The organism is Rhodocaloribacter litoris (assembly GCF_011682235.2).
Taxonomy (GTDB): Bacteria; Bacteroidota; Rhodothermia; order Rhodothermales; family ISCAR-4553; genus Rhodocaloribacter; species Rhodocaloribacter litoris.
This window is the reverse complement of sequence record NZ_CP076718.1, coordinates 2,330,027-2,353,838: the sequence shown is the minus strand read 5'-3', so window position 1 is coordinate 2,353,838 and position 23,812 is coordinate 2,330,027. Positions and strand designations below refer to the sequence as shown.

22 protein-coding genes and 2 tRNA genes are annotated in these 23,812 nt (G+C 68.4%); 11 read left to right on the top strand and 13 right to left on the bottom strand.

Annotation, left to right across the window (positions count from 1 at the left end):
* Positions 1 to 52: 52 nt before the first annotated feature.
* Positions 53 to 625: an HdeD family acid-resistance protein gene (locus GQ464_RS09845; protein WP_166979088.1), complete on the bottom strand. Its 573-nt coding sequence runs from the start codon at positions 623 to 625 to the stop codon at positions 53 to 55.
* Positions 626 to 804: 179 nt separating this feature from the next.
* Here GQ464_RS09845 and yegS point away from each other — a divergent pair, with 179 nt between their 5' ends.
* The 5 genes from yegS to GQ464_RS09815 all read left to right on the top strand — a co-directional run bounded on the left by yegS (position 805) and on the right by GQ464_RS09815 (position 7,104).
* Positions 805 to 1,752 carry a lipid kinase YegS gene (yegS, locus tag GQ464_RS09840; protein ID WP_228350171.1) on the top strand — a complete coding sequence of 316 codons (948 nt, stop codon included), beginning with the start codon at positions 805 to 807 and terminating at the stop codon, positions 1,750 to 1,752.
* 262 nt (positions 1,753 to 2,014) lie between these two features.
* Complete coding sequence (locus GQ464_RS09835) at positions 2,015 to 2,461, top strand: Hsp20/alpha crystallin family protein (protein ID WP_166979082.1); 447 nt, start codon at positions 2,015 to 2,017, stop codon at positions 2,459 to 2,461.
* Between the two features lie 369 nt (positions 2,462 to 2,830).
* Positions 2,831 to 3,817 (top strand): DnaJ C-terminal domain-containing protein, encoded by a 987-nt coding sequence (locus GQ464_RS18900; RefSeq protein ID WP_166979079.1) that lies wholly within the window; start codon positions 2,831 to 2,833, stop codon positions 3,815 to 3,817.
* Between the two features lie 60 nt (positions 3,818 to 3,877).
* A complete protein-coding gene (gene clpB, locus GQ464_RS09820) occupies positions 3,878 to 6,511 on the top strand; it encodes an ATP-dependent chaperone ClpB (protein WP_166979076.1) in 2,634 nt (877 codons plus the stop codon).
* 50 nt (positions 6,512 to 6,561) lie between these two features.
* Entirely contained in the window at positions 6,562 to 7,104 is a 543-nt protein-coding gene (locus GQ464_RS09815) for a nucleotide exchange factor GrpE (RefSeq protein WP_166979073.1), read from the top strand.
* A 266-nt stretch (positions 7,105 to 7,370) separates the two neighbouring features.
* On the opposite strand, the gene GQ464_RS09810 is transcribed toward GQ464_RS09815, so the two are convergent.
* Positions 7,371 to 7,441, bottom strand: a tRNA-Cys gene (locus tag GQ464_RS09810).
* A 299-nt stretch (positions 7,442 to 7,740) separates the two neighbouring features.
* Here GQ464_RS09810 and GQ464_RS09805 point away from each other — a divergent pair.
* Complete coding sequence (locus GQ464_RS09805; RefSeq protein WP_423816185.1) at positions 7,741 to 10,209, top strand: heavy metal translocating P-type ATPase; 2,469 nt, start codon at positions 7,741 to 7,743, stop codon at positions 10,207 to 10,209.
* Positions 10,210 to 10,252: 43 nt separating this feature from the next.
* Here GQ464_RS09805 and GQ464_RS09800 read toward each other — a convergent pair whose 3' ends face one another.
* Positions 10,253 to 11,098, bottom strand: a complete 846-nt coding sequence (locus tag GQ464_RS09800) for a PhzF family phenazine biosynthesis protein (RefSeq protein WP_166979067.1) — start codon at positions 11,096 to 11,098, stop codon at positions 10,253 to 10,255.
* A 261-nt stretch (positions 11,099 to 11,359) separates the two neighbouring features.
* On the opposite strand from GQ464_RS09800, the gene GQ464_RS09795 reads away from it, so the two are divergent.
* The 3 genes from GQ464_RS09795 to GQ464_RS09785 are packed head-to-tail and all read left to right on the top strand — an operon-like array spanning position 11,360 to position 14,506.
* Complete coding sequence (locus GQ464_RS09795) at positions 11,360 to 11,890, top strand: carboxymuconolactone decarboxylase family protein (protein ID WP_166979064.1); 531 nt, start codon at positions 11,360 to 11,362, stop codon at positions 11,888 to 11,890.
* 13 nt (positions 11,891 to 11,903) lie between these two features.
* The gene (locus GQ464_RS09790) at positions 11,904 to 13,697 is read left to right on the top strand and encodes a CRTAC1 family protein (RefSeq protein ID WP_166979061.1); all 1,794 of its coding nucleotides are present in this window, start codon (positions 11,904 to 11,906) and stop codon (positions 13,695 to 13,697) included.
* Entirely contained in the window at positions 13,694 to 14,506 is an 813-nt protein-coding gene (locus GQ464_RS09785; protein WP_166979058.1) for an RnfABCDGE type electron transport complex subunit D, read from the top strand. The genes GQ464_RS09790 and GQ464_RS09785 overlap by 4 nt, the downstream gene beginning before the upstream one ends.
* Positions 14,507 to 14,522: 16 nt before the next feature.
* Here the strand turns inward: GQ464_RS09785 and GQ464_RS09780 are convergent, their stop codons facing one another.
* The 8 genes from GQ464_RS09780 to GQ464_RS09745 form a co-directional block, all read right to left on the bottom strand.
* Entirely contained in the window at positions 14,523 to 15,551 is a 1,029-nt protein-coding gene (locus tag GQ464_RS09780; RefSeq protein WP_166979055.1) for a cytochrome d ubiquinol oxidase subunit II, read from the bottom strand.
* A complete protein-coding gene (locus GQ464_RS09775; protein WP_166979053.1) occupies positions 15,548 to 16,891 on the bottom strand; it encodes a cytochrome ubiquinol oxidase subunit I in 1,344 nt (447 codons plus the stop codon). Before GQ464_RS09775 ends, GQ464_RS09780 begins: the two co-directional genes overlap by 4 nt.
* Before the next feature lie 599 nt (positions 16,892 to 17,490).
* Positions 17,491 to 17,565, bottom strand: a tRNA-Pro gene (locus GQ464_RS09770).
* A 53-nt stretch (positions 17,566 to 17,618) separates the two neighbouring features.
* On the bottom strand, positions 17,619 to 17,792 hold the full coding sequence (locus GQ464_RS09765) for a DUF4295 family protein (protein ID WP_166979051.1): 174 nt from the start codon (positions 17,790 to 17,792) through the stop codon (positions 17,619 to 17,621).
* Between the two features lie 23 nt (positions 17,793 to 17,815).
* Entirely contained in the window at positions 17,816 to 17,989 is a 174-nt protein-coding gene (gene rpmG, locus GQ464_RS09760) for a 50S ribosomal protein L33 (RefSeq protein ID WP_166979048.1), read from the bottom strand.
* A 28-nt stretch (positions 17,990 to 18,017) separates the two neighbouring features.
* Complete coding sequence (gene rpmB, locus GQ464_RS09755) at positions 18,018 to 18,254, bottom strand: 50S ribosomal protein L28 (protein WP_166979046.1); 237 nt, start codon at positions 18,252 to 18,254, stop codon at positions 18,018 to 18,020.
* 172 nt (positions 18,255 to 18,426) lie between these two features.
* Complete coding sequence (locus GQ464_RS09750) at positions 18,427 to 19,692, bottom strand: ABC transporter permease (RefSeq protein ID WP_166979043.1); 1,266 nt, start codon at positions 19,690 to 19,692, stop codon at positions 18,427 to 18,429.
* Between the two features lie 68 nt (positions 19,693 to 19,760).
* Positions 19,761 to 20,564, bottom strand: coding sequence for a hypothetical protein (locus GQ464_RS09745; RefSeq protein ID WP_166979040.1), 804 nt, complete (start codon positions 20,562 to 20,564; stop codon positions 19,761 to 19,763).
* Positions 20,565 to 20,677: 113 nt separating this feature from the next.
* Between GQ464_RS09745 and GQ464_RS09740 the strand changes: the two genes are divergently transcribed.
* Positions 20,678 to 21,391: a hypothetical protein gene (locus GQ464_RS09740; RefSeq protein ID WP_166979037.1), complete on the top strand. Its 714-nt coding sequence runs from the start codon at positions 20,678 to 20,680 to the stop codon at positions 21,389 to 21,391.
* On the opposite strand, the gene ychF is transcribed toward GQ464_RS09740, so the two are convergent.
* Positions 21,392 to 22,489, bottom strand: coding sequence for a redox-regulated ATPase YchF (gene ychF / locus GQ464_RS09735; RefSeq protein ID WP_166979034.1), 1,098 nt, complete (start codon positions 22,487 to 22,489; stop codon positions 21,392 to 21,394).
* Positions 22,490 to 22,618: 129 nt separating this feature from the next.
* Here ychF and GQ464_RS09730 point away from each other — a divergent pair, with 129 nt between their 5' ends.
* Positions 22,619 to 23,119 carry a hypothetical protein gene (locus GQ464_RS09730; RefSeq protein WP_166979031.1) on the top strand — a complete coding sequence of 167 codons (501 nt, stop codon included), beginning with the start codon at positions 22,619 to 22,621 and terminating at the stop codon, positions 23,117 to 23,119.
* 21 nt (positions 23,120 to 23,140) lie between these two features.
* Here GQ464_RS09730 and GQ464_RS09725 read toward each other — a convergent pair whose 3' ends face one another.
* Positions 23,141 to 23,794: a metallophosphoesterase family protein gene (locus GQ464_RS09725; RefSeq protein ID WP_166979028.1), complete on the bottom strand. Its 654-nt coding sequence runs from the start codon at positions 23,792 to 23,794 to the stop codon at positions 23,141 to 23,143.
* Positions 23,795 to 23,812: the final 18 nt, after the last annotated feature.

Below are 23,812 nucleotides of genomic sequence, written 5' to 3'. Positions count from 1 at the left end.
CCCGCCGGCCCTTTAAAAACCATGCCAGTGCGTCACTTTTTCGCCCGGCTCGTCATCCTGGCAGGGTGGCGGCAAACTGCTCTTCGGCCCAGCGCCGCAGCCGGCGCACCTTCAGGGCCAGCGCCACCAGCACCGCGCCGTAGAGGATGGCGAAGACGGCGATGACGGTCACCAGGGCCAGGGCCCCGGCGCCGGGGAAGAGCGCCAGCCCGAAGCCGAACAGCACCGAGAGCACCCCGCTGAGGGCCAGCAGCCACTCCCCTTTCACCACCTTGCGCAGCCGCCAGGCCGCCAGCAGCTCGACGAACCCCGTGAACAGGGCCCAGAACGCGATCAGGTAGACCAGCACGATGGCCGTGATCTGCGGCCATACCAGCGCCGCCACCCCGAAGAGCAGGCTCAGCACCCCGTCGAGCAGGAGCAGCCACCAGAGGGGGTGCACCCGGCGCCCGCGCACGGCAGCCGTCACGCCGAGCACCCCATCGATGAGGGCGAAGGCGCCGAACAGGATCACGAGCACGTGCAACGTCAGCTGCGGCCACAGCAGCGCCAGCACACCGAACAGAATCGCCAGCAGCCCGCGAAGCAGCAGGCTGGTCCACGAGCGGGTGAAAATCAGAATCATGGTCTCACGTACGGGCTGGGTGCGGAAGAGGGCGAAAAAGAAGATAAAAGGGGTCGAATCCAAAAGCATTGATATTCAATTGATATTCAAAAAAAAACGACGTTCTCTCGAACGATCCAGGGCTGGTATGTCTTCTTTCGATCCGATACCTTGCTCTTCCCTGTCGCCGTCCCGTCGCCATGGCCCCTCGTATGCTTCGCCTGATCGTTAACGGAAAGGTCGCCGCGCGCCCCGCCTTGCGGGCGGCTGTCGAGGCCGTACGGGGAGCGGGGCACCGCGTGGAGGTACGCGTTACGTGGGAAGGCGGGGATGCCGCGTTCTTCGCCGAAGAGGCGGTGCGCGCCGGCGTCCCCCGGGTGGTGGCCGCCGGTGGCGACGGCACGCTCAGCGAGGTGGTGCAGGGGGTGATGCGGGCGGGCCCGGCGGGGTGCGCCGTGGGGGTGGTGCCCCAGGGCACGGCCAACGACTTCGCCACCGCCTGCGGCCTCGACGCCGCCAACCCCGAGGCGGCCCTGCGCCTGGCGGCCGAGGGGACGGCTCGCCCCATCGACGTGGGGCACGTATCTGTGGACGAGGCCCCGGAAGACGCCCCCGGGCGCCGCACCTTCATCAACGTAGCCAGCGGAGGCTTCGGCGCTCAGGTGACCGCCGAGACGCCGGCGGCCCAGAAGCAGTTGCTGGGCCGCGCCGCCTACCTCATCTCGGGGCTCCGCCACATGACCACCCTGCAGGCCCGGCGCCTGCACCTGACCGGCGACGACTTTACCTGGGAAGGCACGGCCTTCGTCTTTGCCGTGGGCAACGGCCGGCAGGCCGGCGGCGGCTTTCAGGTCTGCCCCCGGGCCTGCCTCGACGACGGCCTGCTCGATGTGTTCGTGCTGCCCGAGATGCCGGCGGGCCAGTTGCTGGCTACCCTGGCCGAGTTGCTGCGGGGGCTCCCTCCGGCGGATACCGGAGCGGTCTATGCCCGCGTCCCGGCGCTGGCGGTACACAGCCCGGACGACCTCCTGGTGAACCTCGACGGCGAGCCGCTGCGCAGCCGGTCGTACCGCTTCGGGCTGGCCCCGCGTGTGCTCCCTTTTGTGTTGCCCCCGGAGGCCCCACTCGCTGCTGCGTTGTCATCCTGACAGCCTCTCCCCCGGCCCCGCCCTGCCCCCTGACACCACGGGCGAGCCCCTGACAGGAGAACAGGCGCGCGGCGCCTTTCCCCTGACGGGATGCTAGAAACAGCCTCACGGATTGACAGAACCCACGGGCTGGCACGCCCTTTGAAATACCACCGGGCGGCTTCACGAGGGTGAGGCCCCCGGCCCTCGGGCCGGGCAAACCGCAGTCAGTCCAGCATCACTGTAACAGGAACCTTAAACACACGCAAAGGAGGTGATGGTTATGGCCAACATCATGCCCTATGCTCCTGTTACCGAGATGTCGCGCCTGCAACGTGAAGTGGATCGTCTCTTCGATCGCTTCTTCGGCAACCTGACCGAAGAGAAGGAAGGCGCGCTGTCCCAGGTGTGGACGCCGGTCGTCGATATTTCGGAGACCGACGATGCCTACCTGGTGCGGATGGATCTGCCGGGGCTGTCCCGTGACGACGTGACGGTCACGTTCGAGAACGGCACGCTGATGGTCAGCGGCGAGCGCAAGCAGCTGCGTGAGGAGAAGGGCGAGCAGTTCCATCGCATCGAGCGGTGGCAGGGCCGCTTCTTCCGCTCGTTCCAGCTCGGCCAGAACGTGGACGCCGACAAGATCAAGGCCACGTTCAAGGATGGCGTGCTGATGATCACGGTGCCGAAGCGGGAGGAGAGCAAGCCGGTTCGGATCAAGATCTCGTAAGCCCTCCTTCCTCGAACCGTGCCGTCCGCCGGACGGCCGCTGGTCGAGCCCTGCCCGGCCCGTGTGTCGGCGCAGGGCTCTTTGTTGATGAGACCATGATTAACTGGCTGATGTTACGCAGTAGGCGGCGAAGCCACCCCGTTTCGCTCCTTTCGCTTCATGGCAGCGAGATAGCGACCCCCTTCGGGGTACTTCCCCCTGCAGGGCCGCCGGGTGCGGCCAGGCGGAAGGGCCTGGGGTTGCGCGATGCGGCAACCATCAAGCCCCTCCCCATGCGAAGGGGAGGTGTCGCGCAGCGACGGAGGGGTAGTTCCGCCACCGCACAGGTCCTAACTGCGTAACATCAGTGATCAAAACGCATACATCGTGATGAACCCGGCCACGAAAGATTACTATGCCATCCTGGGGGTCTCCGAGGACGCCTCGCCCCAGGAGATCAAGAAGGCGTACCGGAAGCTGGCGCGGGAATACCACCCGGACCGCAACCCCGACAAGCCCGACGCCGAGGAGCGCTTCAAGGAGATCCAGGAGGCCTATGCCGTCCTCAGCGACGAGGCCAAACGGAAAGAGTACGACGCGCTCCGCCGCAACCCCTTCGCGGGGGCCGGCTTCGAAGGCTTCACCGGGGCCGGGCGCAGCGCCGGCACGCGCTTCTACCGCACGCCGGACGGCACCTACGTCCGCGTCGAGACTTCCGGGGCCGGGCCGGACTTCATCTTCAACGACGAGGGCCTCGGCGGCATCGGCGACATCTTCAGCACCTTCTTCGGCGGTCGGGCCCGCGACTTCGACGAACCCGACCTGGGCGACGGGTTCTTCGGGGCCCGCGGCCGGCGCCGGGCCGGCGGCCGCGACGTCCGCACCGTGATGCGCCTCACCTTCGACGAGGCCCTGCGCGGCGGCAAGCGCGAGGTGGAGCTGCCCGGCGGCGAGAAGGTGCGCATCACCATCCCGAAAGGGGTGCGCTCCGGCACGCGCATCCGCCTCAAGGGGCACGGCCAGCCCGGCCCCGACGGCTCCCGCGGCGACCTCTACATCACCTTCGAGGTGCTGCCGCACCCCCGCTTCCGCCGCGACGGCGACGACCTCTACGTGACCGAGCGCATCGACGCCGTCGAGGCCATGCTCGGCACCACGCGCACCATCACCAACGCCTACGGGCAGAACGTGCGCCTCCGCATCGCCCCCGGCACGCAGCACGGGCAGAAGCTCCGCCTGCGCGGCCAGGGCGTCCAGACCGACCGGAACACCGGCGACCTCTACGTGGAGATCGAAGTCCACGTGCCCGAGCACCTGAGTGAACAGGCCCGGGCCGAACTGAAGACCTGGGCCGAAAAACACCTGCGTCGTGCATAGCGTGTGTGGCTTTCCCCGCACCGCGCAACCCGTCCCACACACCAGATCGGACAACGAACCATGAATCTGCAGAAATTTACCGTCAAAGCCCAGGAGGCCGTGCAGAAGGCGATGGAGATCGCCGCTTCGCGCAACCACCAGGGCATCGAGCCGCCCCACCTGATGAAGGCGCTGCTCGACGATCCCCAGGGCATTGCCGTCTCGCTGTTGAAAAAGCTGGGCGCCAACCTGGACTACCTCGGCCACAAGACGGACGAGGCGCTGGAGAAGCTGCCCACCGTCACCGGCGCCAGTGTCTCCGGGCAGTACCTGGGCAACGACCTGAAGAAAGTCTTCGACCGGGCGCTGGCCGAGGCCGGGCTCCTGAAGGACGAGTACGTCTCCACCGAGCACCTGCTCATCGCGCTGGCCGAGTCGAAGGATGCCGTCGGGCAGGCCCTCCAGGCGCAGGGCGTCACGAAGGAGAAGATCCTGCAGGCCCTGCAGGAGGTGCGCGGCTCGCAGCGGGTGACCGACCCGCACGCCGAGGACCGCTACCAGGCCCTCGAACGCTTCACGCGCGACCTGTGCGACCTGGCCCGCAAGGGTAAGATCGACCCGGTCATCGGGCGCGACGAGGAGATCCGCCGCGTCCTCCAGATCCTGAGCCGCCGCACCAAGAACAACCCGGTGCTCGTCGGTGAGCCCGGCGTCGGGAAGACGGCCATCGCCGAGGGCATCGCCATCCGCATCGTGCAGGGCGACGTGCCCGAAGGACTCAAGAACAAGCGCATCCATGCCCTCGACATGGGCGCCCTCATCGCCGGGGCCAAGTACCGGGGTGAGTTCGAGGACCGCCTGAAGGCCGTCGTCAAGGAAGTCACCGGCTCCGACGGCCAGATCATCCTGTTCATCGACGAGATCCACACGCTCGTGGGTGCCGGCGCGGCCGAAGGCGCCATGGACGCCGCCAACATCCTCAAGCCGGCGCTGGCCCGCGGCGAGCTGCGCGCCATCGGCGCCACCACGCTCGACGAGTACCGCAAGTACTTCGAGAAGGACAAGGCGCTGGAGCGCCGCTTCCAGATGGTGCTCGTCGAAGAGCCCACGGTCGAGGATACCATCTCCATCCTGCGGGGCATCAAGGAGCGCTACGAGGTGCACCACGGCGTGCGCATCACCGACGGCGCCATCGTGGCCGCGGCCGAGCTCTCGCACCGCTACATCACCGACCGCTTCCTGCCCGACAAGGCCATCGACCTGATCGACGAGGCGGCGGCCCGCCTGCGCATCCAGATCGACTCGATGCCCGAGGAACTCGACAACCTCGAACGGCAGATCCGCCAGCTCGAGATCGAGCGCGAGGCCGTCAAGCGGGACAACGACCAGGCCAAGCTCGAGGAGATCCAGAAGCAACTGGCCGACCTGGAGGCCCGCCGCACCGAGCTGAAGGCCCGCTGGCAGGAGGAGAAGGAGATCATCCAGCAGATCCGCCAGGCCAAGGCCGAGATCGACCGGCTCCGCGTCGAGGCCGAGAACCTCGAGCGCGAGGGCGCCTACGACAAGGTGGCCGAGATCCGCTACGGCCGCATCCCGCAGCTCGAAGAGCGGATCAAACAGGCCCAGGCCAAGCTCGACGAGATCCAGCGGCAGGGCGCGCTCCTGAAGGAGGAGGTCGACGCCGAGGACATCGCCGAGATCGTCTCGCGCTGGACGGGCATCCCCGTCAGCCGGATGCTCGAGAGCGAGCGGCAGAAGCTGCTGCACCTGGAGGACGAGCTCCGCAAGCGGGTCGTCGGGCAGGACGAGGCCGTCGAGGCCGTCGCCAACGCCGTGCGGCGCGGGCGGGCCGGCCTGCAGGAGGCCACGCGGCCCATCGGCTCGTTCATCTTCCTCGGCTCCACCGGCGTCGGGAAGACGGAGCTGGCCAAGGCGCTGGCCGAGTTCCTCTTCAACGACGAGCACGCCATGGTGCGCATCGACATGAGCGAGTACCAGGAGCGGCACACCGTCAGCCGCCTCATCGGGGCGCCGCCGGGCTACGTCGGCTACGAAGAGGGCGGGCAGCTGACCGAGGCCGTGCGCCGTCGCCCCTACTCGGTCGTCCTGCTCGACGAGATCGAGAAGGCGCACCCCGAGGTCTTCAACGTGCTGCTGCAGGTGCTCGATGACGGCCGCCTGACCGACAACAAGGGCCGGGTGGTGGACTTCAAGAACACCATCATCATCATGACGAGCAACCTGGGTTCGGAGCTGATCCTGCAGCGCATGGAGGCCGCCGGCGGCACGTTGCCGGAGCAGGATGCGGACCGCCTCAAGGAGGAGCTGATGAACCTGCTCAAGAGCCGGATGCGGCCCGAGTTCCTCAACCGGATCGACGAGATCGTCGTCTTCCGCCCGCTCGGCCGGGAGCAGATCCGGCAGATCGTCGAGATCCAGTTCGCCCGCATCCGGGCGCTGGCGGCGCAGAGCCACCGCCTCACGCTGGAACTGACCGACGCCGCCAAGGACTGGCTGGCTGACATGGGCTTCGACCCGGTCTTCGGTGCCCGCCCGCTCAAGCGCGTCCTGCAGCGCGAGGTAGCCAACAAGCTCGCCAAAGAGGTGCTGGCCGGGACGATCCCCGACGGCGCCACCGTCCGGATCGACCGGGCGGCGGACGGCTCGGGGCTGGTCTTCGAAGCCGTCACGGCCGAAGCGGCCGTCGAGGCCTGAGTCCCCGCTTCGATCGAACCACGCGAATAACCTTTTGAACCGATAGAACCATGGAAAAAGAGCACGTCAACCCGAACGTGGAGGCAGAAGCCGCGGCCACGGAACAGCCGGCCGCCGAGGTGCAGGAGGAAGAGCCGACGCTGGAGCAGGTGCAGGCGGACCTCGAACGCATGCGGGAGCAGTTGCTCCGCACGGCCGCCGACTTCCAGAACTTCCGCCGGCGCACCGAGCGGGAGTTGACCCGCGCGGCGCAGGCCACGAAGAAACGGGTGCTCGGGCCGGTGCTCGAGGTCTACGACGACGTGGCGCGGGCGCTGGAGTCGGCCCGGACGCAGGACCTTCCCGAGGCCTGTGCCGGGTTGTTCCAGGGCTTCGAGCTCGTCTATCAGAAGTTCTCCGTGGCGCTGCAACAGCTGGGCGTCGAGCCCATCGACGTGCAGGGCGTCCCGTTCGACGAGCACCTGCACGAGGCCGTGATGCGGCAGCCCGCGCCCGAGGGCGTGGCCCCCGGCACCATCCTCAGCGAGGTGCAGCGCGGCTACCTGCTCGACGGCGAGGTGCTCCGCCACGCCCGCGTCGTCGTGGCCGCCTAGACCCGGCTCCGCCGCACACATCAACGCCCCGCTTCCCCCGGAGGGAGGCGGGGCGTTTCGTTTTGGAGGAAGGGACCCGTTCGGTGTGGTCTGGTGAGCCTCGTTACTGTCAGCACGATTGCCAGTACGCGCTGCGCCCACCCCTCGAAACGGGTTGGTTTCGGGGGTGCGGGATAAAAGAAAAGCCCCGTCTCCCGGAGGAGAAAGGGCTGCCAGGTTGACGGGAAAACAGCGAAAAGCGCGTCGCGATCCCCGTTTTCAGGATGAGGTGACGGGCGGATTCGAACCGCCGTACAGGGTTTTGCAGACCCTTGCCTAACCTCTCGGCCACGTCACCAGGTAAGGTGCCAGGCACACCCGGCACCCGAAATCTACAATTTAAGGGCTGTCGGGTTCTCCGGCAAATCCCTTTTCACATGCTCTTCCACGGCGTTTGTACCGGGTCGAAGGAAACGAACGGAACCCCTGACCGTGTAACCGGTCCCCGGTTCGGGCGTCATTTGTCTGGAACCGCCACGTCTTCATGGAGGGAGCGATATGCAGCAGCCTGAAACGCAAGACGCGCAGGTGCACCGGGGGACCGGGACGAACGACCGGCCCGGCCCGCACGCCGCCGCGACGCTGAGCATCGAGGGCATGACGTGCGCCGCGTGCGTGCGTCGTGTGGAGAAGGCGCTCCGGGGCGTCGACGGTGTTCTGGAGGCGGACGTCAACCTGGCCACCGAACGCGCCACCGTCCGGTTCGATGCCGGGAAGGTGGACCGAAACGCGCTCGTGAGGGCGGTCGAGGAGAGCGGCTACGGCGTTCGCACGGCCGAACTGACCCTCGGCATCCGGGGCATGACGTGCGCCGCGTGCGTGCGTCGTGTGGAGAAGGCGCTCCGGGGCGTCGACGGTGTTCTGGAGGCGGACGTCAACCTGGCCACCGAACGCGCCACCGTCCGTTACGTCGCGGGCGTGACGGCTCCGTCCGACCTCCGGGCCGCCGTGCGCGGGGCAGGCTATGACGTGCTGGAGATCGAACCGGGGAAGGACCGTCTCGACGCCGAGCGGGAAGCCCGCGAAGCGGAGCGTCGAACCCTGCGCCGTCGCCTGACGGTCGCCGTGCTCTTCACCCTGCCCCTGCTGGTACTGGAGATGGCGCCGATGCTGTTTCCGCCGCTGCGCGACGGGCTGGCGGGTGTCGTCCCGATGGCGACGTTGCACTACGTCTTCTTCGCGCTGGCGACGGTCGTGCAGTTCGGGCCGGGCCTTCCCTTCTACCGGACCGGCTGGGCGGCGTTGCGCCACGGCAGCCCCGACATGAACACGCTCGTCATGCTGGGCACGAGCGCCGCCTACGGCTACTCCGTCGTGGCGACGTTTCTGCCGTCCGTGCTGCCGGCCGGGACCGTGCACGTCTATTATGAGGCATCCGCCGCCATCATCACGCTCATCCTGGTCGGGAAATACCTGGAGGCCGTGGCCAGGGGGCGTACGAGCGAGGCCGTCCGGCGGCTCATGGGGCTTCAGCCGAAGACGGCCCGGGTGCTCCGCGGCGAGGCCGAGGTGGAGATTCCGGTGGACGAGGTGGTACCGGGCGACCTCGTGCGGGTGCGTCCGGGAGAGCGGATCCCCGTCGACGGGGTCGTCGTGCAGGGCGCCTCGTACGTGGACGAGTCGATGATCACCGGCGAGCCGATCCCGGCCGAGAAGTCGGAGGGGGCCGAGGTGGTCGGTGGGACCGTCAACGGGACGGGCAGTTTCGTTTTCCGCGCCACGCGCGTGGGGGCCGAGACGGTGCTGGCCCAGATCGTCCGGATGGTCGAGGCGGCGCAGCAGGCCCGGCCGCGCATCCAGGCGCTGGCCGACCGGGTCGTTGCCGTCTTCGTGCCGGTCGTGCTCGGGATTGCCGCCGTCACCTTCGGGGTATGGTTGCTCGTTGGACCCCGCCCGGCGCTCACGTTTGCCCTGGTGAACGCCGTGGCGGTCCTCATCATCGCCTGCCCGTGCGCCATGGGCCTGGCCACGCCGACCTCGATCATGGTGGGGACCGGCAAGGCGGCCGAGCTGGGGATCCTGTTCCGCCGGGGAGAAGCCCTGCAGACCCTGCAGGAAGCCGGCGTGGTCGCCCTCGACAAGACGGGTACCCTCACCCGCGGACGCCCGCAACTGACCGACTTCGTCCTGCGGGCGGCGGGGGAGGGGCGGCCTCCCTGCGGGGAAGCGACCCTTCTCGGGTGGATCGCCGCCGTCGAGTCCCGTTCCGAGCATCCGGTCGGGCAGGCCATCGTGGAAGAGGCGGCCCGGCGCGGGATCGTGCCGGGCGAGGTGACGGCGTTCGAAGCCGTGCCCGGCTACGGCGTCAGCGGCCGCGTCGAGGGACACCTCGTTCAGGCCGGCGCCGACCGCTACATGGCCCGCCTGGGGCTGAGCGTGGCGCCCTTCGCGGAGGCGGCGGCGCGCCTGTCGGCCGAGGGCAAGACGCCGCTCTATGCGGCGGTGGACGGCGAACCGGTGGCCGTCCTGGCCGTGGCGGACCCGCCCAAGCCGTCGGCCGCGGCGGCCGTCTCGGCCCTGCACCGGCTGGGACTGCGCGTGGCCATGATCACGGGGGACAACCGCCGCACCGCGGAGGCCATCGCCCGGCAACTCGGCATCGACGAGGTGCTCGCCGAGGTGCTGCCGGACGGCAAGGCGGAAGCCGTGGAGCGGCTGCAGGCCCAGGGGCACCGGGTCGCCTTCGTGGGCGACGGCATCAACGACGCGCCGGCGCTGGCCCGGGCGGACGTCGGCGTGGCCCTCGGCACCGGCACGGACATCGCCGTCGAGGCGGCCGACGTCGTGCTGATGTCGGACGACCTGCGCGGCCTTCCGAACGCCATCGCCCTCTCGAAGGCCGTCCTGAGGAACATCCGGCAGAACCTGTTCTGGGCCTTTTTCTACAACACGATCCTGATCCCGGTGGCCGCCGGGGCGCTCTACCCGGCCTTCGGGCTCCTGCTCTCGCCCATCTTCGCGGCGGCGGCCATGGGCGTCAGTAGCGTTTTCGTGGTCACGAACGCGCTGCGCCTGCGCCGCTTCCGGCCCCCCTTCCTTCCGGGAATTCGAAATCCGGAACCCTGAAAGTATCGCCGCGCTCGGACGAGGCGGCGGCCCGCGGGCGGTGTCAAAGTGCGAGCTCGCCCCGGATGAACGTGGTGGTGGCCCCGCCGACCCAGACGGTGCCCTCCGCATCCCGTTCGATCCGTACACGGCCGCGGCAGCCGAGCCGCGTCCCCTGGCTTGCCACGTACGGCGCCCGGGCCCGGCCGGTGTCGAGGAGCCACTGCGCCAGCGAAGCGTTGAGGCTTCCGGTGACCGGGTCTTCCCGCATGATGCCCGGCTCCTCGCCGAAGAACGCCCGCACCTCGAAGGCACACGGTGAGCCCGGCGGGTAAGGCCCCACGACGCCCAGGTAGAGCCGGTCCGTAGACCGGCCGAAGTCGGGCTCCAGCGCAAGCACCCGCTCCGCATCTTCCAGCAGCACCCCCACCCACCCGGGGCCGTTGTCGACCCACCGGGCATCGACGAGGTCGGATCGGTGGAGCCGGAGGATCGCCGCCAGGTGTTCAAGGAAAGCTTCGTCCACCGGTCCCGTGCGCCGGAGTGGCGGTGCGGCAAAGGCCAGTCCCTGGTCGGTGCGCCGGATCGGCACGAGGCCGGCCCGGCATTCCTGCACGATCCGGTCCGCCCGGCGCGGCCTCCCGCCGCCGGCCAGCCAGGCATGGCAGGTGCCGAGCGTGGGGTGACCGGCAAAGGGGAGCTCGCAGGCGGGCGTGAAGATGCGCACCGCGTAGTCCGCCTCCGGTGAGGCGGGCGGGAGGATGAACGTGGTTTCGGACAGGTTCATCCAGCGCGCGAAGCGTTGCATCGCCTCGTCCGAGAGCCCCGTCCCGTCCAGGACGACGGCGAGCGGGTTACCGGAAAACGGTTCGGCTCCGAAAACGTCGATCTGTTGAAAGCGCCGGTGCATCGGTCGGGTGGGTTCGGGTTCGCAGAAAAGCCGGGGGTGAAACCCCGGAGGCATGGTGCGCGATCCCGGGGGGAAGACGTGCCGTCGTTCGGGAGGGGCCTGCCGGGTGCGGCACCGGTGCGGGGAGGTCGCTTGGACCGCCCTCCCTTCCGGCCGGGGACGGCCGCGTCGTCTCAGGTACGAGAGAGGGCCTTTCGTCGGTGCGGGAGGTGTCCTATCTTGTGTATTCCCGGGATCATCCATCATACCGTCTTCACGCCCATGGCACACGTATCTCTCCCGGAGGGGCTGCCCGGCATCGTGGGGCTGCTCGAGCAATTTCCCGGAACGGGCCGGCACCTGCGGGCGCTGGCCCAGGAGCTTCTCCGGGGACCCTCCTCGCTTTCCCCGGGCGAGCGGGAGCTCATCGCCGCATACGTTTCCTCGGAGAACGATTGCTTTTTCTGCATGCATTCGCACGGTGCGGCGGCCCGGCATCTGCTCGGCGACCGGGCCGGGGTGGTGGAACAGGTTCGGGCGGACTTCGAGGGGGCCGATGTCAGCGAGAAGCTCAAGGCGCTCCTGCGCATTGCCAAGAAGGTACAGCTCGGCGGGCGGCAGGTGACGGCGGAGGACGTCGCACGGGCCCGGGCCGAAGGCGCCACGGACGAAGAGCTCCACCACACGGTCCTGATCGCGGCGGCCTTCTGCATGTACAACCGGTACGTCGACGGGCTGGCGACCTGGACGCCCGAGGACCCGGGCCTGTACGACCAGCAGGGGGCCCGCCTGGCCGCCCAGGGGTACCTCTGACCGTTTCTTTGCCATGCCCAAACGCACGATACGGGCCGGCGTCGTCCTCTTTTTCCTCGCCCTGCTGGCCTTCCCGCTGGCCGATCGCTACCTGCGTTCGCGCACGTCCACGGGCGCGGCCGGGCTCCGGCCGGAGGAAGCCCTGAGCCGGTACGGTTTCTACTTCGAGGAAGTCTCGGCGGCCGCCGGCATCCGCTTCCGGCACGAGGCACCGGTGCTGGATCCGAAGCTCGACCACATCATGCCCCAGGTGGCCTCGATGGGCGCCGCCGTGTCGGTCGTGGACTTCGACCGGGACGGGTGGGCAGACCTGTACGTGACCTCCAGCCGCACCGGTGCCGAAAACGCGCTCTACCGCAACCGGGGCGACGGCACCTTCGAGAACGTGGCCCCCCAGGTGGGCCTCGCAGACGTGAACCGCGAAGGCACCGGCGTCTCGATGGGCGCCGTCTGGGGCGACTACGACAACGACGGCTATGAAGACCTCTTTCTCTACAAGTGGGGACGTTCCGAGCTCTTCCACAACGACGCCGGCCGCGCCTTCACCCGCGTGACAGACGGATCCGGCCTGCCCGCCTGGGCCAACGTGAATGCCGCCATCTGGCTCGATTACGACCGGGACGGCCATCTTGACCTGTTCTTCGGCGGGTACTACCCGGAAGACGTGAACCTCTGGCGGCTCGAGCACACCCGCATCATGCCGGAAAGCTTCGAGTATGCGAACAACGGCGGCCGCAAATACCTGCTGCGCGGGCGCGGCGACGGGACGTTCGAGGACGTCACGGCAGCCATGGGCCTGCTGGAGACGCGGCGCTGGATGATGGCCGTTGCCGCCGCCGACCTGCGGGGAACCGGTTACCCCGATCTCTTCATCGCGAACGACTACGGCACGGACGAGCTCTACCTCAACCAGGAAGGGAAAGGGTTCGTGGCCGCCGGCGAGGCGACGCGCGTGGGCTTCACCCCGAAAAGCGGGATGAATGTGGCCTTCGGCGACATCGTCAACAACGGCACGCTCTCGGTCTATGTGACCAACATTACGGAACCGGGCATCCTGGTGCAGGGCAACAACCTGTGGGTGCCGGAGCCGTCGGGCAAGGACCTGCGCTACCGGAATATGGCCGGTGCCTTCAACGTCGAGATGGGGGGCTGGAGCTACGGGGCCCAGTTTGGAGACTTCAACAACGACGGCTGGCTCGATCTGTTCGTCACGAACGGTTACGTCTCGGCCGACCGCGAGCGCTCTTACTGGTATGACTTCTCCAAGGTGGCCGGTGGCAACCGGGCGATCATCTCCGACGCGAAGAACTGGCCGGCGATGGAAGGCCGGAGCCTGTCGGGCTACCAGCACAAGAAGCTCTGGCTCAACACCGGGCAGTGGTGGTTTCAACAGGTCGCGCAGGCAGTCGGTGTGCGGGAAACGTTCGACGGGCGGGCCGTCGCCCTGGCCGATCTCTGGAACCGCGGCGTGCTGGACGTCGTGGTGGCGCATCAGCGCGGCCCCCTGCTGGTCTACAGGAACACGGTGGATGCCGGGCGCGACTGGGTGGCGTTCGATCTGACCGGTACGGCCAGCAACCGAAGCGCCATCGGGGCCGCCGTAGAGCTTTACTGGGACGGCCGGCGGCAGCGCCAGGAGGTTTCGGGCGGGAGCGGCTTCTGTGCACAGAACCAGCGCCGCCTGCACTTCGGGCTCGGGCGGGGAGCCCGCATCGAGAAAGCCGTCATCCGATGGCCTTCGGGGCGGGTACAGACCCTGACCGGCCTGGAGACGGGCCGCATTCACCGGGTGGTCGAGCCGTCATGACACGCTGGAAGCTTCGGTACGACGGGCGCTATACCGCTCCCCTGCTGATCACCTCGATCCTGATCGGCGGGCATCTCTCCTTCGGGATCCTGGAGAGCTACCGGGCCATCCTGCTGGCCATCTTCACGGCGCTGGTGGCGGAGGTCGTGCTCTCCCGCCTGTTGCGTGATCGGTGGCCGCACCTGGCCAGCGCCTACATCTCCGGCATCAGCGTCGGGATCCTGATCCGGACACCGCTCTACTGGCCGTTCGTCGTCTGCAGCCTGCTGACGATCACGTCGAAGTATGTCCTCCGCTTTCGGGGGCGTCATCTCTGGAATCCCTCGAACTTCGGCATCTGTGCCATGCTGTTCCTGGCGCCGCATGCGGTCGCCCCGCTCAGCGTGCAGTGGGGTAACAACCTCTGGCCGATGCTCGTGATCTGGATCCTCGGCTCGGTCATCATCTGGCGCTTCCGCCGCTTCCACATCTGCGCTACCTACGTAGCGGCTTTCCTGCTCTTCGCCTTTGTGCGCACCTTCATTACGGGGGACTCCTTCCTGGCCGAGGTGGCTCCGCTGACCGGCCCCATGTACCAGCTCTTCGTCTTTTTCATGATCACCGACCCCAAAACGACGGTCACCTCGAAACCGGGACAGGCCGTCGTCGCCTTTGCGGTGGCGTTGGTCGAGACGGTGCTCCGGCTCGCGGAGGTCGTGCATGCGCCTTTCTACGCCCTGTTCATCGTGGGGCCGGTCGCGCTCTTGATCGAGATGGCGTTTGCCGAGCGCCGAACCCGTCAAGCCGTATCCGCCGGGGCACGGGCCTGACCGGGTTGCGGCCGGCTCAGGCCGGGTCGGTGTCTCCGGAGGGGGCCTGCCGGCCGTGTTTGAAGACCCAGAACAGGTAGCCGGTGGCGGGGAAGACCACGACGACGCCGAGCACCAGCGCAGCGGCCAGCCACGCGAGCACGGCCGGCGGGGCCTGTGCGTTGAGAAGGGTCAGCGCCGTGCCGTCGCGCAGGCGGACGAGCGCGGGGTACTCCACGGCGAAGAAGCCGCCCAGGATGGCCAGGAGCTGGAGCCCCACCAGCACGCGGCTCGTCCACACCCGGCGGCGGCGCAGGCTGAGCGCGATCAGCGGCAGCAGCAGCGTGGCGGCGGCCAGGGCCGCCAGGCCGGCGGGAGTCCGGAGGAACCGTGTCCAGAGCGGGTAGTCGCCCAGGTGGGCCGTCCAGAAGACGAGGCCGCCGAGGGGCACGGCGGCGGCCAGCAGCAGCGCGCCCAGGCGGGCGTAGTAGGCCTGCTCGGCCCGTGCGGGCACCTCGCCCACCATGAACACCGCCGCCACGTAGGCGCACAGCACCACGGTGAAGAGCCCCACCGCCGCCGCAAACGGGTTCAGCCAGGGCGCCACGAAACCGTCGACGAACGAGGCCGGATCCGTGTCGATGCGGCCGAGGAACGCCGCGCCGAGCGTCATCCCCAGGAAGAAGGGCGTCCACACGCTCGAGATCCGGTAGCCCCAGGCGTAGAGCCGGTGTGCCGGGTCCACCCCCACATCGTAGTGCCGGAAGGCGAAGAACGCGCCCCGGAAGACGATGCCGAGCAGCGCCGCCAGCAACGGCAGGTGCAGGTAGTGCGTGAGTGTGCTGTAGACCGACGGGAAGCCGACGAACAGGATGACGATCACGAGCAGGATCCAGACGTGGTTGGCCTCCCAGACGGGGGCGATGGCGTCGGCCAGGCGACGCTGGTCGCGCCCGCGGGTGAGTCCTTCCAGGATGCCGGCCCCGAAGTCGGCCCCGCCGAGCAGCAGGTAGAGGGCCAGCGAGACGGCCAGCACGAAGACGATGAACGCCAGCAACGGGGTCATGACACCGATGGAGGGGTGACGAAGTCCGAAACGGGGCGGGCGTGCAGGGCGCGAATCTGCCGCCGCATGAGCCAGACGAGGAACGCGGTCAGCAGGACGTAGACGAGGACCACAATCCCGAGTGAGACCCAGATGCCCGGCATGGTGGTCACGGCATCCCGCGTGAGCAGGATCTGGTAGATGATCCACGGCTGCCGGCCCACCTCGGTCACGATCCACCCGGCCTCGACGGCCACGAAGCCCAGCGGCATGGTCAGCCCCAGGAGCCGAAGGAAGCGGGGGTGGTCCAGCCAGGCGGGGCGCTTCCAGCGGGCCCACAGGTAGAGCAGCGCCACGCCCATCAGGAAGAAGCCGATGCCGATCATCACCTGGAAGGCCAGGTGGGTGACGACCACCGGCGGCCACAGCTCACGCGGGAAGGCGTCCAGCCCCTGCACCTCGGCGTCCACGTCGCCGAAGGCGAGGAAGCTCAGCAGGCCGGGCAGTTCGAGGGCGTAGCGCACCTCCCGCGTCTCCACGTCCGGCAGCCCGCCGATGAGCAGCGGGGCGCGGGCCTGCGTCTCGAAGAGCGCCTCCATGGCCGCCAGCTTCTCGGGCTGCCGCCGCGCCACGTCTCTGGCCGAGAGGTCGCCGCTGACGGGCTGCAGGAAGGCGGCCACCACGGCGAAGGGCAGGGCGATGCGCAGGGCGGCGCGGTGCAGCGGGTGCCCCGGACGGCGGAGCAGCAGCACCGCGTGCAGCCCCGCCACCGCGAAGCCGGTCGCCACGAAGGCCGCCAGCGTCATGTGCAGCGCCTGCCACGGCCACGCCGCGTTGAACATGGCCGCCACCGGGTCGATGTCCGTGGCCTGCCCGTCGACCCAGGCAAAGCCCGCCGGGCTGTTCATCCAGGCGTTGGCCGCCACGACGAAGATCCCCGAGAACACCCCGGCGATGCCCACGACGACGCCCGCCGCCCAGTGCACCCGCGGCGGGAGGCGGTCCCAGCCGTAGAGGTACAGCCCCAGCGCGATCGCCTCCAGGAAGAAGGCCGTGCCTTCGAGGGCGAACGGCAGCCCGAAGATGGGACCGGCGATTTCCATGAACCGGGGCCAGAGCATCCCCAGCTCGAACGAGAGCACCGTCCCGGAAACGGCCCCGACGGCGAAGAAGATGGCGACCCCGTAGGCCCAGCGCCGCGCCAGCTCGCGGTAGACGACCTCCCCCGTGCGGAGCCACCGCCGGTGCGCCGCCGCCATGAAGAAGGGCATCACCATCCCGATGCAGGCGAAGACGATGTGGAAGCCCAGCGACAGCGCCATCTGCCACCGGGCCGCCAGAAGGGGATCGAGCGGTTCCATCGTACCCGGGCAGTGAGGTGGACGGCTTGCGACGACAGGATCGCTACGTTCGGGTGCGACCCGGGTTCGGAACGCTCGATGAAAGCCCGGCGAATCCGGCGCCGGTCCCCGGTTCGAGAGGGCGGCTGAAAGGCAACGGGCGCCCGTTCCTCTCGGAAAGGGCGCCCTGTACGGAAGGCGGTGCGGTGCCGTGGGGAAGCGCGCGTACCCGGCACGGCTTGTGGGTTGCATACCCGAAGGGGGGCACGCCCGGCAGGACTCGAACCTGCAACCTGCGGATTCAGGTTTGTGCCGGTTTCCCGGCTCCCTGGACTATCCCTTCACCCTATCCGGTCCCCGGCTTCGGGCCCGGACGTAGGTGGCGGCCGTCTAGTCTCTACACCTTCCCCGGCGGGGGCCGGCAGGCCGCTTCCCGCCGGGGCTTGGCTCGGGATGGCCATAGCGCAGCCGACCCGGCTGCCCGTAGGTTCCCCCGAATTTGACCGCTTACACGCTGCAGATTTCTCCACAGCGGCCCACGTTTGCGTAGAAGTCCGCTGCTCTATCCGGTTGAGCTACGGGCGCGTGAGAAAACGTCGGGCGCAGGGCACGCCCGGAGGTCGGGGTGGCCGGATTCGAACCGGCGACCTTCTGCTCCCAAAGCAGACGCGCTAACCGGGCTGCGCTACACCCCGCCGTGGCGGCACGGTCGTGGCGGCGGTGTGTACCGGCGACCGGGCCGCCCGCGTCAGGCCTGGGCCGCCTGCAACTCGGCCTTCACCTCGTCGATCGGCACCATCTTCTGCCGGAAGGTGTACTGCCCGTTCTCCTTCTTGACGGCCACCACCACCTTCGCCATGCGGTTCTTGACCGAATTCTTGATCCGGTCCGTACGCTGGTTCTTGTTGACCTTCTTTGCCATGACAGCCTCGCTACGATAACGGGTTACTTGATCTCACGGTGCAACGTATGCTTGCGCAGCACCGGGTTATACTTGCGCAGTTCCAGGCGTTCCGGCGTGTTGCGACGGTTCTTCGTGGTCGCATAGCGCGAGGTCCCCGGGGCTTCGGTGCACTCCAGGATCACCTTCAGCCGGATGTCTTTTCCTTTCTTGGCCATGATGCGTACCTGTGGCTGGTTCGGGGCGTTAGAGGCGTATCCCCTGCCGGCGGGCCTCGTCGAGCACCGCCTTGATGCCTTTCTTGTTGATCGTCTTGAGCGTTTGCGTGGAGACGCGCAGCGTCACCCAGCGTTTCTCTTCGGGAATGTAGAACCGCTTCTTCTGCAGGTTCACCTCGAAGCGGCGCCGCGTCTTGTTGTTGGCGTGCGAGACGTTGTTCCCGAAAACGGGGCCTTTGCCCGTCAACTGATCTTTGCGTGCCATGGTTCTCGTTCGGTTATCGCCCGTGAGGGGGGCGTCGTGCGTGCTGTTCCGGTCGGCCATGCCGCCATGCGGCGCAAGATTATGAAGATAAGGCCGCTTCGGCCGGATCCGCAACCGAACGCGCCGGTGCGCGCCGGGTTCCTCCGCCAATAATCCATGAAGCCGGGCCGCCCTAGCCGTCGAGTTGCACGGCCCGGGCCGGTTCGATGGCGGCCGCCCGCCGGGCCGGATAGAGGGAAGCCACCACGCACAGTGCGACCGAGACGAGCCCGATCAGGACCACGTCGAGTGCGCGGATGGCCACCGGGTAGGCCTCGATCAGAAACGACCCGGCCCCGGGCAGCCGTACCAGCCCGAACTGCTGCTGAAGCACGAGCAGGACGAGCGCCAGCGCCAGGCCGGCCCCGGTGCCGATCACGCCGATGAAGAGGCCTTCGAGCAGGAAGATGCGGCGGATGTTGCGGCGGGAGACCCCCATCGCCTGGAGCGCCCCCACGTCCCGTCGCTTCTCGATGACAACCATCGTGAGGGAGCCGACGATGCTGAAGGCGGCCACGATCACGATGAGGGCCATGATGAGCGAGGCGCCCCATTTTTCGAGCAGCATCACGTCGTAGAGCGACCGCTGCAGGTCGTACCAGGTCAGCACGGTGAACCGTTCGGGGTCCAGGCGGGCTTCGAGCTGGGCCTTGACGGCCCCGGCCCGGTCCAGGTCGTCCAGGCGCAGTTCGAGGCCGGAGACGCGGTCGCCCATGCGAAAGAGCCGCCGGGCCTCGTCGAGGGCGATGAAGACGTGGTTCTCGTCGTAGACGGCTTCGAGTTCGTAGAGCCCGCGTACCTCGAAGCGGGGCAGCTGCGGGCCGCTGAAGACCCGGGTGAAGAGTCGCTCGATGGCGGGGGCCGAGAGCAGCCCGACCTCGCCCGCCGGCCGGCCGGCTTCGGCGACGGCCAGGCCGAGGCGCTGCGCCAGGCGTTGCCCGACGACGATGCCGGGGCGCCCGTCGTGCCGGCCCAGGTCGAACGTGCCGAGGCGCGTCCGCTCGACGACGCGGCTGACGCCGCTCAGGGTGGCCGCCTCCACGCCCCGCACGATGACGACCTTGTTGACCTCCGCCAGGCCCTCATGCACCAGCAACGCCTTGCCCTCGACGTAGGGCGCCGCGTGCTCGACGTGGGGCAGGGAGAGCGCCACGTCCCGGAGCGAGTCGGCATGGGCGAAGCCGCGCTCCGAGGTGCTGACGATCCGCACGTGCGGGTCGAAGGAGACGAGCATGTCCCGCACGAAGTCGAAGAAGCCGTTCATCACGGAGAGGACCACCAGCAGCGCCGCCACCCCGAGCCCCACCCCGGCCATCGAGATGCCGGTGATCGTCGAGATCAGCGACACCCGCTTGGGGCTGGCCAGATACCGCCGGGCTATCAGAAAACGGTAGTCCATCGGGCGCTTCACGGTGTGGGGGCAGGGAAGGGTGGACGTGGTTTTCCTCCTCTTCCACGCCTCCACCCTTACAACACCGGGTCGGTGAAGATGCCTTCGGGCGGCCTCTCGGGCAGGGTGATGCGGTCGGTCAGGAGGGTGCCGGCGGCTCCGACCTTGCGCGTGGCCAGACGGATCGTGCCGGCCGGCGTCTCGAAGGTCTCGTAGCCGGCCCAGTCCCAGTGTGCCGGCGGCTGGTTTTCACGTCCCTGCAGCACGAAGGCCCAGTGCCGGACGAGGCCGGAGGCCCTGTCCACGTAGACCCAGTACGTGTCGCCCGGGGTGAGGCCTACGGGGCCGAACGTCAGGCGGAGGACGTCCGTGCCGGCGTCGGACGAGTCGGGCACGTGGAGGCGATTGACGCCGGGGTCGAACAGTTTCACCGGCATCAGCAGCCAGTAAGTGTCGTTGATGAAGCTGCGGTAGGCGGTCTGGAGCAGCCTGTGGGCCTCGGCCGAATCGACCGGGGCGCCGTTCCGGTACACGGTGCCGTCCCGGGTGTCGACGTCGAACAGGGCCACGTAGGTGGTGTCGCCGCCCGGTGTCCATTCGAGCCGGTAGGCGCCCGTGTGCCGGTCCCAGAAGTGCTTTCGTCCGGGGCGACGCTCGCCACCTTCGGGCTGGAAGGCGAACTCGAAGCCGAGGTAGCGGAGGCGGGCCCAGGCCTCGGGCCCGCCCATGGCCTCATAGACGCGCATCGCCACGGAGTCCGCGTAGGTTTCGAGCGGCGGCCGTTCGACGCCGGCCTCCGGACGGGACGGCCCGCATCCGGCCGCGAGCAGGGCCGGCACGACGACCAGGCCCGCCGGCAAGAGAAAACGAAGCAAGTGCATGTCCGGAAGCATCCTGGTGGGAGGAAACGTGTCGGAAAGATACGCAACGGACAGAACAAACCTCTTCCGGTGCGGTTTCGAAAAGAGAGGCCGGTACGATCTTTCTTTTTGTCATGAAGCGTTGCGTGCGGTGCTGCCTGCTTTTCGTCACGCCCTGGCTTACGGCCGCGGCGGTGCTGCTGTGCTGGGCCGGGCCGGCACGGGGTCAGGGGACGGAGGCGGAGGAGAACCCGTACGGCACGGGCCTCGGGGCCCAGGTGCTGCTCACGAACAGCGGCTTCGGCCTCGGCGGCTATTACCACCTGGGCCTGACGCCCTCGGTGTCTTTCCTGGTGGATCTGAGCCTGGCCGCCGGCAAGGACGAGCGCGAGGTGGCCTTCTTCGATCGCTTCGGGCGCAAGGACATCCCGGATAAGGCCAACTACCTGCTGATGCTGCCGGCGCAGGTCGGTTTTCAGCAGCGGCTTTTCCGGGAAAGCATCGAAGACAATTTCCGCCCGTACCTGCAGGTGACCACCGGCCCGACATTCGGGTGGGAGTATCCCTACTTTCTCGACGACAACGGCAACGGCACCCTCGACGAAGGGGAAAAGCGGCTGGATTCGATCAGCGCGTTGCCGAAGGGACGGGCCCGCTTCGGCCTCGGCGGCACCCTCGCCCTCGGAGCCCACCTCGGGCGCAGCCGCAGCGTGGTGCAGGGCGTGCGTCTCGGCTACACGTTCACCTACTTCTTCCAGGGCATCCAGCTGCTCGAACCCACCGTGCAGGAAGCGCAACACTTCTTCGGCACGCCGACGCTCACCTTCCTCTTCGGCAAGCTGTTCTGATCAGACGTTGAACCGGAAGAGGATCACGTCCCCGTCTTCGACGACGTAGTCTTTGCCTTCGGCACGGAGGGCGCCGGCCTCGCGGGCCTTTGCCTCGGAGCCGTAGCGCACGTAGTCGGTGAACTTGATCGTCTCGGCGCGGATGAAGCCCCGTTCGAAGTCGGAATGGATCTGGCCGGCGGCGGCGGGGGCGCGGGTGCCCCGGCGGACGGTCCACGCCCGGGTTTCCTTCGGGCCGGCGGTGAAGAAGGTGATGAGCCCGAGCAGGTCGTAGGCGGCCCGGATGAGGCGTTCGAGGCCCGAGCGTTCGAGGCCCGCGGCGGCCAGGAAGTCGGCCCGCTCTTCGGGGGGCAGCTCGGCGATCTGGGCCTCCAGGTCCGCCGACACCACCACGACGCGTGCGCCCTCCCGGGCCGCGATCTCACGGACGACCGCCACATGCGCGTTGCCCCCGGGGAGGTCGTCCTCGGCCACGTTGGCCACGTAGAGCACCGGGCGGGTCGAGAGCAGAAAGAGCGATTTCAACCAGGCCGCCTCGTCGTCGCCCTGCACGGCGAAGGCGCGCACCGGGCGTCCGGCGTCGAGGTGGGCGTGCAGGCGCTCGTAGAACCCCAGCTCGGCCTGCACCTTTTTGTCGCCGCTCTTGGCGAGCCGGGCCGTCCGCTCGATGCGCTTCTCGACGCTTTCGAGGTCCTTGAGCAGCAGTTCGGTCTCGATGATCTCGATGTCGCGGGCGGGGTCGATGGAACCGGCCACATGGGCGACGTTTTCATCCTCGAAGCACCGCACGACGTGCAGGAGGGCATCGACCTCGCGGATGTGTGCGAGGAACTGGTTGCCGAGTCCCTCGCCCTTCGAGGCGCCGGCCACGAGCCCGGCAATGTCCACGAACTCGATGGTGGTGGGCACGACCCGGGCCGAGCCGGCCAGCTCGGCGAGCCGGTCCAGCCGCTCATCCGGCACGGGCACCACGCCCACGTTGGGCTCGATGGTGCAAAACGGATAGTTGGCGGCCTCGGCCCCGGCGTTGCTGAGGGCGTTAAAGAGGGTGGACTTACCCACGTTGGGCAGCCCGACGATACCACAACGTAACGGCATGTGTGCTATCTTGCTTGGCCCGTTCCGGCCTGCTATCAGGAGAAGGAAGCGGTTCTCGGAAAAAACACTACCGAATCGGGTGCCGGGATGAATTGTTCCACGGGCATCGTTAAGAAGCACGGAAGCCCTGTGCGGTGGCTGTGGGCGTTGTGCGGGGTGGTGGTGTGCCTGCCCGGGCCGGCGGCCGCCCAGCCGGCCCCGGCCGGCCGGCACGTGCAGGTGGGGGTGGGGGTGCTTCCGAGCGGCGGGCTGCAGGTGGGCTACGTCGCCCTGCGCAGCTTCTACACGCAGGAGTTTGTGCTGGGCGCCGACGTGTCCCCGTCCTTCGGGGGCGGCGAGGGGAACGTCCAGCTCTCGGGCGGCCTCGGGGGGGCGGTCCGGATCTTTGGCTTCGAGCGCACGCTGGGCAACGCGGGCTACCGGGGCTACGACCTCGACGTGGGCCTGCGCTTCGGGCCCGGCCTGCTCTTTTCGTTCAACGAGACGCGCTTCACCAAGAACCGGCGTTTCAGCCTGTTCGTGGATCTCTTCGCCCGTTTCTCTTCCCTCGTCGGCGAGGGGCGCGTCCTCTACCTGGAAGTGGGCCTGCACCGCCCGGTTTTCCGCGGAGGGCTCTGGTTCACCTTCTGAAGACCGGGAGCCGCCCGTTCCTCATCCCACGTAGGGCACGCTGACGAAGGCACGCTCCGGCAGGCGCACCGCGGTCAGGCGGCCAAGGCGCGGGTGGGTGTGGTAGACGCAACCGGTGTCGATGCAGATCAAAAGGGGCCGGTCGAGCGGTTCGGGGAGGGGCGTGTGACCGCAGACGACGGGTTTCTCCCAGGCCGGCTGCTGCGCCTTCAGATGGCCACGTTCCCAGAGGAACACCGTTTCGTCGTGGCGCGCCAGGTTCTCGGCGATGCTGAGTTCCGGTTTCAGGCCGGCGTGGACGAAGAAGAACGACGGGGTTTCCAGGTAGAGCTCGGTGTCGCGCACGAAGGCCTCGTGTTCGTCCGGGATGTGCAGCCGGCCCCGGTCCAGGTAGCTCTCGAGCGTGGCGTCGCCGCCGTTGACCCGCCAGAGGTCATACGCCCCGTGCTCCAGATAGTCCAGCATGAGGGCCTCGTGGTTTCCGCGCAGGAACGTGCAGGAGTGGGTTTCCCGAAGGGCCAGCAGCCGGTCGATGACGCCGCGCGCATCCGGTCCACGGTCGACGTAGTCCCCGATGAAGACCAGGTGGTCGTCGGAGGTGGGGGCCAGGCGTTCCAGCAGCAGGTCGAGGGTGTGGGCACACCCGTGTATGTCTCCGATAGCGATCAGGCCCATCCAGTGTACTAGGCGGGT

Excerpts from the sequence above, each read along its gene's own strand:
- GQ464_RS09745 (WP_166979040.1), bottom strand. The coding sequence starts at position 20,564 with ATGCACTTGCTTCGTTTTCTCTTGCCGGCGGGCCTGGTCGTCGTGCCG.
- yegS (WP_228350171.1), top strand. The coding sequence starts at position 805 with ATGGCCCCTCGTATGCTTCGCCTGATCGTTAACGGAAAGGTCGCCGCG.
- GQ464_RS09815 (WP_166979073.1), top strand. The coding sequence starts at position 6,562 with ATGGAAAAAGAGCACGTCAACCCGAACGTGGAGGCAGAAGCCGCGGCC.
- GQ464_RS09750 (WP_166979043.1), bottom strand. The coding sequence starts at position 19,692 with ATGGACTACCGTTTTCTGATAGCCCGGCGGTATCTGGCCAGCCCCAAG.
- GQ464_RS09775 (WP_166979053.1), bottom strand. The coding sequence starts at position 16,891 with ATGGAACCGCTCGATCCCCTTCTGGCGGCCCGGTGGCAGATGGCGCTG.
- clpB (WP_166979076.1), top strand. The coding sequence starts at position 3,878 with ATGAATCTGCAGAAATTTACCGTCAAAGCCCAGGAGGCCGTGCAGAAG.
- GQ464_RS09790 (WP_166979061.1), top strand. The coding sequence starts at position 11,904 with ATGCCCAAACGCACGATACGGGCCGGCGTCGTCCTCTTTTTCCTCGCC.
- GQ464_RS09765 (WP_166979051.1), bottom strand. The coding sequence starts at position 17,792 with ATGGCAAAGAAGGTCAACAAGAACCAGCGTACGGACCGGATCAAGAAT.
- GQ464_RS09780 (WP_166979055.1), bottom strand. The coding sequence starts at position 15,551 with ATGACCCCGTTGCTGGCGTTCATCGTCTTCGTGCTGGCCGTCTCGCTG.
- GQ464_RS09725 (WP_166979028.1), bottom strand. The coding sequence starts at position 23,794 with ATGGGCCTGATCGCTATCGGAGACATACACGGGTGTGCCCACACCCTC.
- GQ464_RS09805 (WP_423816185.1), top strand. The coding sequence starts at position 7,741 with ATGACGTGCGCCGCGTGCGTGCGTCGTGTGGAGAAGGCGCTCCGGGGC.
- GQ464_RS09845 (WP_166979088.1), bottom strand. The coding sequence starts at position 625 with ATGATTCTGATTTTCACCCGCTCGTGGACCAGCCTGCTGCTTCGCGGG.
- ychF (WP_166979034.1), bottom strand. The coding sequence starts at position 22,489 with ATGCCGTTACGTTGTGGTATCGTCGGGCTGCCCAACGTGGGTAAGTCC.
- rpmB (WP_166979046.1), bottom strand. The coding sequence starts at position 18,254 with ATGGCACGCAAAGATCAGTTGACGGGCAAAGGCCCCGTTTTCGGGAAC.
- GQ464_RS09785 (WP_166979058.1), top strand. The coding sequence starts at position 13,694 with ATGACACGCTGGAAGCTTCGGTACGACGGGCGCTATACCGCTCCCCTG.
- GQ464_RS09835 (WP_166979082.1), top strand. The coding sequence starts at position 2,015 with ATGGCCAACATCATGCCCTATGCTCCTGTTACCGAGATGTCGCGCCTG.
- GQ464_RS09800 (WP_166979067.1), bottom strand. The coding sequence starts at position 11,098 with ATGCACCGGCGCTTTCAACAGATCGACGTTTTCGGAGCCGAACCGTTT.
- rpmG (WP_166979048.1), bottom strand. The coding sequence starts at position 17,989 with ATGGCCAAGAAAGGAAAAGACATCCGGCTGAAGGTGATCCTGGAGTGC.
- GQ464_RS09740 (WP_166979037.1), top strand. The coding sequence starts at position 20,678 with ATGAAGCGTTGCGTGCGGTGCTGCCTGCTTTTCGTCACGCCCTGGCTT.
- GQ464_RS09795 (WP_166979064.1), top strand. The coding sequence starts at position 11,360 with ATGGCACACGTATCTCTCCCGGAGGGGCTGCCCGGCATCGTGGGGCTG.
- GQ464_RS18900 (WP_166979079.1), top strand. The coding sequence starts at position 2,831 with ATGAACCCGGCCACGAAAGATTACTATGCCATCCTGGGGGTCTCCGAG.